The sequence below is a fragment of the Bradyrhizobium sp. USDA 3364 genome, assembly GCF_054056355.1.
In genome coordinates this window covers 600,802-613,335 of the sequence record NZ_JBSRYG010000002.1, presented here as the reverse complement: position 1 = coordinate 613,335, position 12,534 = coordinate 600,802, and the positions used below count along the sequence as shown (strand labels likewise).

At 66.6% G+C, this 12,534-nt stretch carries 12 protein-coding genes; 8 read left to right on the top strand and 4 right to left on the bottom strand.

Features of this window, described 5'->3' with window-relative positions:
• The first annotated feature begins 113 nt into the window (after positions 1-113).
• Together ACVILL_RS03150 and ACVILL_RS03145 are read left to right on the top strand one after the other, a co-directional pair.
• Positions 114-1,235 carry a molybdopterin-binding protein gene (locus ACVILL_RS03150; RefSeq protein WP_456727809.1) on the top strand — a complete coding sequence of 374 codons (1,122 nt, stop codon included), beginning with the start codon at positions 114-116 and terminating at the stop codon, positions 1,233-1,235.
• Positions 1,236-1,244: 9 nt separating this feature from the next.
• Positions 1,245-3,206, top strand: coding sequence for a molybdopterin biosynthesis protein (locus ACVILL_RS03145; RefSeq protein ID WP_456727808.1), 1,962 nt, complete (start codon positions 1,245-1,247; stop codon positions 3,204-3,206).
• A gap of 327 nt (positions 3,207-3,533) precedes the next feature.
• Here ACVILL_RS03145 and ACVILL_RS03140 read toward each other — a convergent pair whose 3' ends face one another.
• On the bottom strand, positions 3,534-3,845 hold the full coding sequence (locus tag ACVILL_RS03140; RefSeq protein ID WP_456727807.1) for a hypothetical protein: 312 nt from the start codon (positions 3,843-3,845) through the stop codon (positions 3,534-3,536).
• Positions 3,846-4,265: 420 nt separating this feature from the next.
• Between ACVILL_RS03140 and ACVILL_RS03135 the strand changes: the two genes are divergently transcribed.
• From ACVILL_RS03135 to ACVILL_RS03115, 5 genes are all read left to right on the top strand, one after another.
• Positions 4,266-4,496 carry a hypothetical protein gene (locus ACVILL_RS03135; RefSeq protein WP_456727806.1) on the top strand — a complete coding sequence of 77 codons (231 nt, stop codon included), beginning with the start codon at positions 4,266-4,268 and terminating at the stop codon, positions 4,494-4,496.
• A 35-nt stretch (positions 4,497-4,531) separates the two neighbouring features.
• A complete protein-coding gene (gene mobB / locus ACVILL_RS03130) occupies positions 4,532-5,059 on the top strand; it encodes a molybdopterin-guanine dinucleotide biosynthesis protein B (RefSeq protein ID WP_456727805.1) in 528 nt (175 codons plus the stop codon).
• A gap of 56 nt (positions 5,060-5,115) precedes the next feature.
• A complete protein-coding gene (locus ACVILL_RS03125; RefSeq protein ID WP_456727804.1) occupies positions 5,116-5,385 on the top strand; it encodes a sulfurtransferase TusA family protein in 270 nt (89 codons plus the stop codon).
• A gap of 322 nt (positions 5,386-5,707) precedes the next feature.
• On the top strand, positions 5,708-7,363 hold the full coding sequence (locus tag ACVILL_RS03120) for an OFA family MFS transporter (RefSeq protein WP_456727803.1): 1,656 nt from the start codon (positions 5,708-5,710) through the stop codon (positions 7,361-7,363).
• An 89-nt stretch (positions 7,364-7,452) separates the two neighbouring features.
• Entirely contained in the window at positions 7,453-7,728 is a 276-nt protein-coding gene (locus tag ACVILL_RS03115; RefSeq protein WP_456727802.1) for a hypothetical protein, read from the top strand.
• A 269-nt stretch (positions 7,729-7,997) separates the two neighbouring features.
• Here ACVILL_RS03115 and lon read toward each other — a convergent pair whose 3' ends face one another.
• The 3 genes from lon to corA form a co-directional block, all read right to left on the bottom strand.
• A complete protein-coding gene (gene lon / locus ACVILL_RS03110) occupies positions 7,998-10,373 on the bottom strand; it encodes an endopeptidase La (protein ID WP_456727801.1) in 2,376 nt (791 codons plus the stop codon).
• 10 nt (positions 10,374-10,383) lie between these two features.
• Positions 10,384-10,791 (bottom strand): Hsp20/alpha crystallin family protein, encoded by a 408-nt coding sequence (locus tag ACVILL_RS03105; RefSeq protein WP_456727800.1) that lies wholly within the window; start codon positions 10,789-10,791, stop codon positions 10,384-10,386.
• 180 nt (positions 10,792-10,971) lie between these two features.
• The gene (corA, locus tag ACVILL_RS03100; RefSeq protein WP_456727799.1) at positions 10,972-11,991 is read right to left on the bottom strand and encodes a magnesium/cobalt transporter CorA; all 1,020 of its coding nucleotides are present in this window, start codon (positions 11,989-11,991) and stop codon (positions 10,972-10,974) included.
• Between the two features lie 267 nt (positions 11,992-12,258).
• Here corA and ACVILL_RS03095 point away from each other — a divergent pair, with 267 nt between their 5' ends.
• Positions 12,259-12,534, top strand: a complete 276-nt coding sequence (locus tag ACVILL_RS03095) for a hypothetical protein (RefSeq protein ID WP_456727798.1) — start codon at positions 12,259-12,261, stop codon at positions 12,532-12,534.

The following is a 12,534-nucleotide window of genomic DNA, read 5'->3' as shown; positions in this document are numbered from 1 at the left end:
GTTTCTTTTGCAACTATATTGGGGGCAACGTCAACGCGCCATCGGTCTAATGACGCAGGCCCGGACCGGCGGGAGGCAGTTTCTTTCGGGGCCGATTCAGTCCATAGCGGGCCATGGCTACCACCCAGCGCTTGCCGGCTTCGCTCACCCCGCTCGACGCGGCATTGGCCGCCGTGCTGCGCGACCTCGCGCCGGTCCAGCCGATCGAGCTGACGCCGGCCGACGCCTTGCGTTGCATTGCGGCCGAGATGTCGGCCTTGCGCGCCTATCCGCCGCACGATGTCGCCGTCAATGACGGCTGGGCGATGCGCGCCAATGACCTGGTCGGCGCGTCCTCCTATGCGCCGTTGCCGCTGGCCGAACGCCCGGTCTGGGTGGCGGCCGGCGCGGCGATGCCCGACGGGACCGACTGCGTGGTCGACGCCGATGCCGTCGACAGCTCCGGTCCGCTTACGCAGGTGCTCGCCGATGCCATCCCGGGGCAGGGCGTCCGGCGTGCCGGCAGCGACATTGCCGCCGGGCGCGTCGTGATGCCGGCGGGAGAGCCGCTGCTGCCGCGCGGCCTGCTGCTCGCGCGGGCGGCCGGACTGGAACGGTCGCGCGTACGACGCCCTCGGCTTCGCATCGTCAATATCGCCAACGGCGAGCTGACCGCGCACCTGATCGCTGACACCGCGCGGCTCGCGGGCGCCGAAGTCATCCGCACGGAGGCGGCGCCGGATGTGGTTGCGATTGCAAGCGCGGTCGATCCAGCCGGCTGCGATCTGATCGTCACGATCGGGGGCACCGGCGTCGGTCATACGGATGCGACGGTGAATGCCCTGGCGTCGCGCGGCACGCTGCTCGCGCACGGCATCGCCCTGCAGCCCGGGCGCACGACCGCGGTCGGCCGGATCGATGTGGCGCCGGTCGTCGCCCTGCCGGGTGCGCCGGATCAGGCTTTCGCCGCCTGGTGGGCGATTGCGCTTCCCGTGCTCGATCACCTCGCGGGCCGGCGCGCGCGCAAAACGCTGGCGCTGCCGCTGGAACGCAAGATCGCCTCGGGCGTCGGCATTGCGGAGGTCGTGCTGCTGACGCGTCAGCAGGGGTCTCAACAGGGCTCTTGGTCCGTGATCGCGATCGCCGATCTGTCGCTCGATGCCATCGCGCGCGCCGAAGCCCTGCTGATCGTGCCTGGCGGCGCAGAGGGCTTCGCTGCGGGTACGGTGGTTGATGCCTATATGTTGCGGGAGTGAGTTCCCGAGATGACCCAACCATTCGCGCCGAAACCAAACCTGTCCGTCGAGCAGGACCAGTTCCTGACCATCCTGTCGCGTGAGGACGCGATCGCGCGCTTCGAGGCGGCGCTGTTCCCGCGCCAATTGCCGTCCGAGACGCGACGGCTCGTCGACGCGCTCGGCCGCGCGCTGGCCGAGGACGTGGTGGCGCCGATCGACGTGCCTCCGTTCGATCGCTCCAATGTCGACGGCTTTGCGGTGCGCTCGGCCGATCTTGCGCGCGCCGGCGAGGGCGCGCCGGTGCAGCTCGCGCTGAACGACGAGACCATCTCCTGCGGGACCGCGCCGAGGCGACCGGTGCTCCCGGGTACTGCGACCGCGATTGCGACCGGCGGTCCGGTGCCGCGCGGCGCGGACGCGATCGTAATGGTCGAGCACACCCAACCCGCCGGCCAAGCGGGCAGCAATGGCGCCATCGAGGTCCGTCGCGCGGCGGCGCCCGGGCAGTTCGTGTCCTATGCCGGCTCCGATATCGCGCGCGGCGAGGCATTGTTGCGCGCCGGAACCATGATCGGGTCGCGCGAGATCGGCATGCTCGCCGCCTGCGGCATCGCCGAAGTTTTGGTGACGCGCCGTCCGCGCGTTGCGATCCTCTCGACCGGCGACGAGCTGGTGCAGCCGGGCGAGACGCTGCGTCCGGCCGCGATCTACGACACCAATGGCGCGATCGTCACGGCGGCGATTGCCGAGAACGGCGGTGACGCGGCGTTCCTTGGCGCGATCGCCGACAACGAGGCGATGCTCGAAGCCGCGATGCGCAAGGCGCTGGCGGAGAGCGACATGCTGGTGCTGTCGGGCGGCACCTCGAAGGGCGCGGGCGATGTTTCGCATCGGATCATTTCTCGACTCGGCAAGCCCGGCATCATCGCGCACGGCGTGGCGCTCAAACCCGGCAAGCCGCTGTGCCTTGCGGTCTGCGACGGCAAGCCGGTGGTCATCCTGCCGGGCTTTCCGACCTCCGCGATGTTCACCTTCCACGACATGATCGTGCCGGTGCTGCGGCGGATGGCCGGCCTGCCGCCGCGCTCCGATGCCAGGGTGGCGGCGAAGGTGCCGGTGCGCATCGCCTCCGAACTCGGCCGCACCGAGTTCGTGATGGTGTCGCTGGTCGAGGGCGGCGACGGCCTGATCGCCTATCCAAGCGGCAAGGGCTCGGGCGCGATCACGTCGTTCGCGCAGGCCGACGGCTTCCTGAAGATCGAGGCACTCGCCGACCAGTTGCCGGCCGGCAGCGACGCCGAGGTGACCTTGTTCACGCCGCATGTGCGGGTGCCTGATCTGGTCATCGTCGGCAGCCATTGCACCGGGCTCGATCTCGTCACCGCCCCGCTGGCGCATGCCGGCCTTGTGGTGCGTTCGATCGCGGTCGGCAGCCTCGGCGGGCTCGCTGCTGCCAAGCGCGGCGAATGCGATCTCGCCCCGATCCATCTGTTCGACGACAAGACCGGAACCTACAACACGCCCTATCTCGCCGACGGCCTCGAACTGGTGCCGGGCTGGCGGCGCATGCAGGGCATCGTGTTCCGCACGGACGACAGGCGTTTTGCCGGCCTGAGCGCGGAGGAGGCCGTGCGCGCCGCGCTCGCCGATCCCGCCTGCATCATGGTCAACCGCAACCAGGGCGCCGGCACCCGCATCCTGATAGATCGCCTGCTGGGCGGCCACCGGCCCGACGGCTATTGGAATCAGCCGCGCTCGCACAATGCGGTTGCCGCCGCGGTGGCGCAGCATCGCGCCGACTGGGGCATGACCATCGCGCCGGTCGCCCACGCGTCCGGGCTCGGCTTCATTCCGCTCGCCGAGGAGCATTACGACTTCGCGCTGGTAACCGCGCGCAAGCAACGGCCCGCGGTGCAGGCCTTTCTCGATGCGCTGGCATCGGAAAAGGGGCGGGAGGCGTTGACGGCGGCGGGATTCCGGCCAGCGTAGTGCTGCCGTATACACAGCTGTCGTCGAAAGCCAGGACCCATAACCACCGCGTTGGGTGATGAACGGGACTGTGGCCCCAGCGTCGCGTAACAATCGCGATTTGGGGTAATGGGTCCCGGCTTTCGCCAGAACGACGATGGGGATGGTTCTCGATCCAGATGCCAAACACGCGGTGTCATCACCCGCGTGCGCATGCGGGTGATCCAGTATTTCCAGAGGCAGCAGTGCTTGGGCCGTGAAGCCGCGGCGTGCTGGATCGCCCGGTCAAGCCGGGCGATGACGAATGAGAACGGGACGACCGCGACCCGCCCGGCTCACGGATCCGGCTCAGTGCCGCATCGCCATCTCGACGAACTCCAGCACGGAACGCGGGACCTCATCGTATTCGACGAAGCGACGCCGGAGCTCGTCGGCGATATCGGTCGTCACGTCGCGCGCCCAACCTTCGTTGGTGTTGAAGGCGACGATGCGGACCGGACGGCTGTACTGGTCATCGAGCAGACGGCGGATCAGCGTCTTCCGGTCAGTGCCTTCTTCATCGGTTTCGCACCAGGCACGGCCAAGCCGGCCGAAATCGTTCAGCACCAGATAGGTGTCGTGGTCGATTTGATGCGGCACGATCGAAGGCGAGCGAGGCATACGTAGTGCTCCTATGACGCAATTTATCGCGTTCCACTTGCCCCACGCATTGGAAACTTCGAGGTATATCCGTTGATAGTCGGACCACGCGTGGCATGAGACGAAGGGCGCAATGGTCGCGTTGGAGCAAAGCGTCCCGTCGCTGGTTAATCTTCCATCACCGACATGAGCCCTGACGTGGGCATCGGTGGCTGAGCGACCATGTGGCACCCGCCCGCTCAGGGAGCGATGCGATGTTAAGAAGGCTTCGCTTTAGGAATACAACGCTGGAAGAGGTGCTGGCTGTTGGCACGCAGCGCGCCCGGAAGCGGTTCCGGCTGCGTTGCCAGGCCGCGCGAGAGAATCGGTCGGGAAGGCTTGCCAAGCCAGGGCAGCCCGTCAGTCAGCGGAACGAGTGATCCCAGCGCAGGGGCCGCCGCGGTGTTTCCGCTCGGCATCGTGTTCGGCCTGTTCTTCCGGCCGGCCTGGTTGCTCGTCGCCATCGGCCGGTTGCCGCGATTGACCCTGGCGCTTGGCGTCTGTGGCCTGGTCGCGTTCGCGGTGCTGTGGGCGCAGCTCTCCAGGAGCTTCCGAAGGCGCTCCATTAGGCCGCCCGATCGCGCGCCATCCGCCGGCGAGGGCTGGCATGACATTGCGTCAAGGCTGATATAAGCAGCGTTGGATGCTGGATGTCTTCGGAGACGCGTATGAAAGTGATTGGCCTCGCGGGATGGAGCGGTGCGGGCAAGACCACCCTGCTGTCGCGGGTGATCCCGCATCTGCTGAGCCGTGGCCTGCGCGTCTCCGTGATCAAGCACGCCCACCACGAATTCGATGTCGACGTGCCCGGCAAGGATTCCTGGGTGCACCGGCAGTCCGGCGCGACCGAGGTGCTGGTGTCCTCGACCAGGCGCTGGGCGCTGATGCATGAGCTGCGTGGCGCCGACGAGCCGCGGCTGCCGGAACTGCTCGCCAAGATGGCGCACGTCGATCTGGTCGTGGTCGAGGGGTTCAAGCGCGAGCCGGTCAACAAGATCGAGGTATATCGGGCCGCCAACGGCAAGCCGCCGCTGTTCCCCGACGACCCGTGCGTGGTCGGGATCGCCAGCGACGTCGCCATCGAAACCACGCTGCCGGTCGCGCATCTCGACGACATCGAGGACGTCGCCGAGTTGATGGTGCGCTTTGCGCTTCCCGTCGACGATGTGCTGGCATCGGCTCCCGCCGAAAGCTGAACAGGATGAAAGGCGCCGCCGTTGACGATGCGTGACGGCTTCGCCATGGTCGAACCATGACAACGACAAAGCTCGATCTCACCGGCCTGAAATGCCCGCTGCCGGCGCTGAAGACGCGCAAGGCTCTCAGGAACGTGACGGCGGGAGATTTCCTCGAGGTGCACTGCACAGATCCGCTTTCGGTGATCGACATCCCGGCCCTGATCCAGGAGACTGGGGACAAGGTCGAGATCACCGAACGAAGCGATATGCGGATCGTTTTCTTGATCGAGAAGGCGAATGGAACGATAGACAATCTAAATGCTGCAGCGCCGCGTACGCGCTAGATCCGGCTTGATATCTACCTTTTGCCAATCGACACCTATTTTCCATTCTGCGCGAATTGATAATGTCCACGGGGTTGTGGAGATGAAGTCGTGCCCGGATCAGGGCACGTGGGGCAGTGCAGGGCAGGCCTAACGTACAGAGCGGGCCGTGCGGCCGGGGCATATCCGGCCGTATCGGGGGTTAGCATTTCCGGAATGCGCGTGGCTGATCCCGGCGCATGCAGGGAATGGGTGGAGCAATGTGAAGATTGCGCCGCAAGGAATGAGACGGGATCGAACACGGCAGAACGCCTGACGCAACGGCGGCTGCAGGGAGGGTTCAATGACGACGATGAGCAGCGCCGGACGCGTATCGGCTGCAGGCGCAGGTTTCCTGGACAAGGAGCACACGATCGCGACCGCCGGCTTCAACCGCTGGCTGGTGCCGCCGGCCGCGCTGTGCATCCATCTGTGCATCGGCATGGCCTACGGCTTCTCGGTGTTCTGGCTGCCGCTGTCGCGTGCGATCGGGTTGAGCGCGCCGAAGGCGTGCCCCGACATTTCGCTAGTCCAGGAATTGTTCACCACGACCTGCGACTGGAAGGTCGCGAGCCTGGGGTGGATGTACACCTTGTTCTTCGTGCTGCTCGGCGTTTCCGCCGCGATCTGGGGCGGCTGGCTCGAGAAAGTCGGTCCGCGCAAGGCGGGCTTCGTCGCGGCGCTGTGCTGGGCCGGCGGCCTCGTGATCGGCGCGCTCGGCGTCTACACGCACCAGCTCTGGCTGATGTGGCTCGGCTCCGGCGTGATCGGCGGGGTTGGTCTCGGCCTCGGCTACATCTCGCCGGTGTCGACGCTGGTGAAGTGGTTTCCCGACCGCCGCGGCATGGCGACCGGCATGGCCATCATGGGGTTCGGCGGCGGCGCCATGATCGGCGCGCCGCTCGCGGACAAGCTGATGAACTATTTCAAGACCCCGACCTCGGTCGGCGTCTGGGAAACCTTCCTCGTCATGGGTGCGATCTACTTCGTGTTCATGATGATCGGTGCGTTCCGCTATCGCATCCCGCCGGCCGGCTGGCAGCCCGAGGGCTGGACGCCGCCGTCCAAGGCCAATGCGATGATCTCGACCAAGAACGTTCATCTCGACAATGCGCACAAGACGCCGCAGTTCTGGCTGATCTGGTGGGTGCTCTGCCTGAACGTGTCGGCGGGTATCGGCGTGATCGGCATGGCCTCGCCGATGCTGCAGGAGATCTTCGCCGGCAAGCTGATCGGCCTGCCCAGTGTCGGCTTCAACCAGCTCGATGCCGCACAGAAGGCGCAGATCGCGGCGATCGCCGCCGGTTTCGCCGGCCTGCTGTCGCTGTTCAACATCGGCGGCCGCTTCTTCTGGGCGTCGCTGTCGGACAAGATCGGTCGCAAGAACACCTATTATACGTTCTTCATTCTCGGCATCGCACTCTACGCGCTGGCTCCGACCTTCGCGGCGATGGGCTCGAAACTGTTGTTCGTGCTCGGCTTCGGCATCATCCTGTCGATGTATGGCGGCGGTTTTGCCACCGTGCCGGCCTATCTCGCCGACATGTTCGGCACCCAGTTCGTCGGCGCGATCCACGGCCGCCTGCTGACGGCCTGGTCGACCGCGGGCATCATCGGCCCGGTGGTGGTGAACTACCTGCGTGAATTCCAGCTCGCCGCCGGCGTGCCGCGCGACCAGCTCTACAACACCACGATGTACATCCTGTGCGGCATGCTGATCGCGGGCCTGATCTGCAATTACCTGATCAAGCCAGTTGATCCGAAGTGGCACATGAGCGACGCCGAGGTCGCCAAGCTGCAGGAGGCGAGCGCGAGCGCCACCGCGGCCGGGCCGCACGGCTCCTACGGGATCGGGTTTGGCGGGCTCGACGCCAAGGCTGCGCTGTTCTGGCTGTTCGTCGGCATCCCGCTGGCCTGGGGCATCTATATGACGCTGCTCAGCGCGGTCAAAATCCTCTGATCGCGACAATCTTCGCCGCGGGTTGCCGATTCTCCGGCGCCTGCGGCGTTCGTTTTATTCGATGAATTGAAATGGGATTGGGGATTTCAATGTTTTGCACCCGGATTTGCCTTGCCGCCGCACTGCTTTCCATAGGGCTTCATGCCGCGTCGGCCCAGACCGCGGCGCCGGCCGCGCCGCCACCGGCCGCCACGACGGCCAAGCCGTCGAAGATGAAGCTGACGATGGAGAAGCTGAAGGAGATGAAGGCGCAGTGGCGCGCCAACAAGCCCAAGCTGAAGGCCTGCCGCAAAGAGGTGAAGCAGAAGGGCCTGACCGGTGACGACCGTTGGTTCTATATCGAAGAATGCATGGGCAAGAGCTGAGCGATGCTTTGAACTCGTTCAGTTGAGAGAGCACGCCGTGTGGCACCCCTCTCCCTAGCCCTCCCCCGCAAGGGGGGAGGGAACCCTTCCACCTCGGGTTCCCTTACACGCGCACAACACAAGGCTTCGCAATTTATCCGTGCATCGTCTGCGCTTTCTGCGCGGCGAACGTGAGGTGAGCACGCTGGTCAGGCTCCCTCCCCCCTTGCGGGGGAGGGTTGGGGAGAGGGGTGGCCCCGGGCGAGATGTTTGAGCCTTCGCGGCAACCATCACTCCGCCGCGGCGGGCGTCGCCTTGGCGGGCTCGAGCGCGGCGGCGATCGCCTCGTCGACCCGTTCGAGCCAGATGAACTCCAGCTTGGCGCGGGCGCCGGCGGGGATGTCGTCGAAGTCGCGCTTGTTGCGCGCCGGGAGCATCACCCGGGTCAGGCCCGCGGCCGCGGCGGCAACCACCTTCTCCTTGATGCCGCCGACCGGCAGCACGAGGCCGCGCAGCGAGATCTCGCCGGTCATCGCGGTGTCGCTGCGCACCGTGCGATCGGTCAGCAGCGAGGTGAGGGCGGTGAACATCGCAACCCCCGCGCTCGGGCCGTCCTTTGGCGTCGCACCGGCTGGAACGTGGATGTGGATGTCGTTCTTCTCGAACATGCTCGCGTCGATACCGAGCTGCGCGGCGCGGCCCTTCACCAGCGTCAGCGCTGCCTGCACGCTCTCGCGCATGACGTCGCCGAGCTGGCCGGTGATCGTCAGTCCGCCGCGGCCCGGCGTGCGCGAGGCCTCGATGAACAGGATGTCGCCGCCGACCGGGGTCCAGGCAAGCCCGGTGGCGACGCCCGGGATGCTGGTGCGCTGCGCGATCTCGTTCTCGAACCTGGGCTGGCCGAGCAGCGATACGATGTCCTTCGGCGCGATCGTGACGTGGCTGGTGCTGCCTTCGGCGATCTGCACCGCGACGTTGCGCAGCACCTTGCCGATCTCGCGCTCCAGGTTGCGGACGCCGGCCTCGCGGGTATAGCTGCGGATGATCAGCCGCAGCGCATCCGGATCGATCTCGACCTGCTCGGCCTTGATGCCGTTGGCCTCGAGCTGGCGCCGCACCAGATAGCGCTTGGCGATCTCGAGCTTCTCGTCCTCGGTGTAGCCGGCGAGGCTGATCAGCTCCATGCGGTCGAGCAATGGCCCGGGGACGCCGTCGAGCATGTTGGCGGTGGCGATGAAGACGACCCGCGACAGGTCGAATGGCACGCCGAGGTAATTGTCGCGGAAGGTGCCGTTCTGCTCGGGGTCGAGCACTTCGAGCATCGCGGCCGACGGATCGCCCTGGATGCCGCGGCCCATCTTGTCGATCTCGTCGAGCATCATTACGCAATTGCGCGCGCCGGCCTTCTTGATGGCCTGGATGATGTTGCCGGGCAGGGCGCCGATATAGGTGCGGCGATGGCCGCGGATCTCGGCCTCGTCATGCACGCCGCCGAGCGAGACCCGCACGAACGGCCGCGACATCGCGCGCGCGATCGATTGCCCGAGCGAGGTCTTGCCGACGCCGGGCGGCCCGAGGAAGCAGAGGATCGGCGCCTTGCCGCCGGGCGCGAGCTTGCGCACCGCGAGGTATTCGATGATGCGGCTCTTGATCTTCTCCAGCCCATAATGGTCCTGGTCGAGGATCTTGCGCGCTTCCGCGATGTCGATCGGCTTCTCCTCCGGAAGGCTCCAGGGCAGCTCGATCAGCCAGTCGAGATAGCTGCGCACCATGCCGGACTCGGCGGCCGCCTCCGGCATCCGCTCGTAGCGGCGCAATTCCTTCTGCGCCTGATTCTCGGCCTCCGGCGGCATCTTGGCGTCCGCGATCGCCTTGGTCAGCTCGGCGACCTCCGCGGCCTTGCCGTCGCCCTCACCGAGCTGGCGCTGGATCGTCGCCATCTGCTCGCGCAGGATCGCCTCGCGCTGCCGCTCGTCGAACACCGCCTTGGTCTTCTGGCCGATCTCCTGGCTCAGCCGCAGCACCTCGATGCGCTCGGCGAGATGGCGCGAGACCTTGTCCATCCGCGCCACGAGATCGATGGTCTCGAGGATGTCCTGCTTCTCCTGCGGCTTGATGTCCATGTAGGAGGTCGCGAGGTCGGCCAGCGTCGCCGGCGACGTCGTGCCCTGCAGCGCCGCGATCAGCTCCTGCGGCACCTGCGGCAGGAGCTGCGCGGCCTCCAGCGCCTGGCGCTGCAGATTAAGGAAGCGCGCCTCGATGTCGGGCGAGGTGTTGGTCGGCTCCGGGATCTGCAATACCCGCGCGGCGAGGAACGGCGTGCCGGGCAGATAGTCGAGCACGCGCATGCGCTGCACGCCCTGGCAGACCAGATGATGGCTGTCGTCGGCCCCGGTGATGTAGCGCACGATGTTGGCGACCGTGCCGACGCGGTAGAGCCCGTCGGGCCCGGGGTCGTTCGCCTCCGGATCGCGCTGCAGCAGGATGCCGATCGGCCGCTGCTCGCGCACCGCCTGCTGGGCGGCGGCGATCGAGGTCGCGCGCGCGATCGTGATCGGAAAGATGACGTCCGGAAACAGCACGGTGTTGCGCACCGGGACGATGATCAGCGCGTCGCTCGGGATCGGCGTCGAGGTCGCCGGGCTTGAAACGTCTGCGATAGCCATGGCGAAATCCTCAGCTCGATTTTCCGAGCCGCAGGCCGACGCAGCCATGCGCGGCAAAGCGGCTGATGGTGTAGCGGCCGGTCGGCAGCGCGATGCGGCGCTCGAACCGGCCCTGCGGCAGCTCGAGGCGCAGGATGCGCGCGTTGCGGAGTTCGGAGGGCAGGGTGCGGCGGCCGGAGATGACCAGCGTGCCGCCGTCGAGCGCGGCCTCGACTTCGTCGGGATCCACCCCCGGAAGCGCGACCAGGATCAGGATCTCCTCCTCGGTCTCGATCACGTCCATCGGCGGTTCCCAGCTTGGCTCACTGCCTGCCGCGCGCGGGTGCAAATTGAGGAAGCTCTGGTGCAACCGTTCGGCCCGGGCGAGCGCCTCGATCGCATCCGTCAGCATCCAGTTGATCTGATCCTTGGGCCGCATGGGCACTCTCCACGTCGCATTGGGAGGCAACGTTACCGGTCTTGCCGCCGACCGTAAACCGGCCCCGGAGAGGGGCGGATCGGCGGCAAGATCGATGGAAATGTCCCGATTCGCAGCATGATGGCGACGTACCGGTACGGCTGGCCTCGGCCGGAGATGGCCCGGCGTTCCGGTCGCGGACTACAGCCAGCCGGAACGCCTGAACCGCCAGAATAGCCCGCCGCATGCGGCTAGCATCAGGCCCATCACGACGAAATAGCTGTACTCCCACTGCAGCTCCGGGATGTACTTGAAATTCATGCCGTAGATGCCGGCGACGGCGGTCGGCACGGCAACGATCGCAAGCCATGAGGCGAGCTTCTTGGAGATCGCCGTCTCCTGCGCCTGACCGACCAGCAGGCTTGCTTCAAACGCAAAGGCCAGCACCTCGCGCAGGGCATCGATCCGTTCCTGGATCGTGCGGACGTGGTCGGTGACGTCGCGGAACAGCGGACGCATGGTCTCGCGCACCATCGGCAAATGGTCGCGCTCGAGCCGGCGGCAGACCTCCACCAGCGGCCCGACCGCGTTGCGCAGCCGCAGCAGGTCGCGCCGCAACAGGTAGAGCCGCTCGATCTGCGCCCGCGTCATCGCGCTCGCCAGCACCTCGGCCTCCATCGTCTCGACCTCGTCCTGGATCGTCTCGAGCACGGGCGAGTAGTTGTCGACGATGAAATCGAGGATGGCATAGAGGATGTAGTCCTCGCCGCGGGCGAGCGCGCGCGGACAGCTCTCGCAACGTTCGCGGACCGGCTTGTAGGACGTCGAGGCGCCGTGGCGCACCGAGACGATGTATCCCTCGCCGACGAACAGATGCGTCTCGCCGAAGGCGATGCTCTCGCCTTCGAGCTGCGCCGTGCGTGCCACGATGAACAGCGCGTCGCCATACTGCTCGATCTTCGGCCGCTGATGCGCGTGATCGGCATCCTCGATCGCGAGGTCGTGCAGCTGGAATTGCCGCTGCAGGCTGCTCAGCAGCGCCATGTCGGGTTCGTGCAACCCGATCCACACCACGTGGTCCGGCTTGTTGCGCCAGCTTGCGGCCTCGTCGATCGCGATATTGGCGATGCGTCGTCCTTCGACGTAGACGCCTGCGGCGATCACGCCATCGGAGTGGACGGGGGACCCGGCGGTTGCGACAGTTGGCGATACGAGGTTCATGGTCTTCACCCTCGACGCGGTTATCGAATCCGCTTCACGACAATTCGCCAGCAAAAGGCTAGCACCGTATGGGCGCTGGTCAACACACGGGGCGGCGGCGTGTTCCGCCTTGCGCAGGACGGCCCGTCACGGCGGGCCGCGATGGGCGGCCGGTCTTTATACGGCTCCTATGCCGCACCGCGGCGTGCCCTCTCGAATTCCTACGGTCTTCGCAGCATCTTCGGGTTGACGCGGTGCGCTTGCGCGCCGCCAACAGGAAGGTGGGACATGACCTTGCTCCAACTACACGATGTCCGGCCCCAACGTTCGGCCGGTGCTGTCAGCCCCGTACTGAAGCGGGCGATCCGGCGGATCGGCCTCGCTTTCAGGAACATTCACCGCGCGATCGCCGCCGCCAAGATCCACCGGCTGCGCAACGAGCTGTTGCTGCATCGCGGCCATGAGGACTGGGCGCGGACCCATCTCAAGGCCGGCATGCTCGGCGGCGATGCCGAGCGATATCCGCGGACGCCGGCGGTGCTCGGCGAGAAGTGGGATTACTGA

What these genes read in the sequence shown, in the direction of transcription:
- ACVILL_RS03150 (WP_456727809.1), top strand. Translation starts at nt 114, where the DNA reads ATGGCTACCACCCAGCGCTTGCCGGCTTCGCTCACCCCGCTCGACGCG.
- ACVILL_RS03145 (WP_456727808.1), top strand. Translation starts at nt 1,245, where the DNA reads ATGACCCAACCATTCGCGCCGAAACCAAACCTGTCCGTCGAGCAGGAC.
- ACVILL_RS03140 (WP_456727807.1), bottom strand. Translation starts at nt 3,845, where the DNA reads ATGCCTCGCTCGCCTTCGATCGTGCCGCATCAAATCGACCACGACACC.
- mobB (WP_456727805.1), top strand. Translation starts at nt 4,532, where the DNA reads ATGAAAGTGATTGGCCTCGCGGGATGGAGCGGTGCGGGCAAGACCACC.
- ACVILL_RS03125 (WP_456727804.1), top strand. Translation starts at nt 5,116, where the DNA reads ATGACAACGACAAAGCTCGATCTCACCGGCCTGAAATGCCCGCTGCCG.
- ACVILL_RS03120 (WP_456727803.1), top strand. Translation starts at nt 5,708, where the DNA reads ATGACGACGATGAGCAGCGCCGGACGCGTATCGGCTGCAGGCGCAGGT.
- ACVILL_RS03115 (WP_456727802.1), top strand. Translation starts at nt 7,453, where the DNA reads ATGTTTTGCACCCGGATTTGCCTTGCCGCCGCACTGCTTTCCATAGGG.
- lon (WP_456727801.1), bottom strand. Translation starts at nt 10,373, where the DNA reads ATGGCTATCGCAGACGTTTCAAGCCCGGCGACCTCGACGCCGATCCCG.
- ACVILL_RS03105 (WP_456727800.1), bottom strand. Translation starts at nt 10,791, where the DNA reads ATGCGGCCCAAGGATCAGATCAACTGGATGCTGACGGATGCGATCGAG.
- corA (WP_456727799.1), bottom strand. Translation starts at nt 11,991, where the DNA reads ATGAACCTCGTATCGCCAACTGTCGCAACCGCCGGGTCCCCCGTCCAC.
- ACVILL_RS03095 (WP_456727798.1), top strand. Translation starts at nt 12,259, where the DNA reads ATGACCTTGCTCCAACTACACGATGTCCGGCCCCAACGTTCGGCCGGT.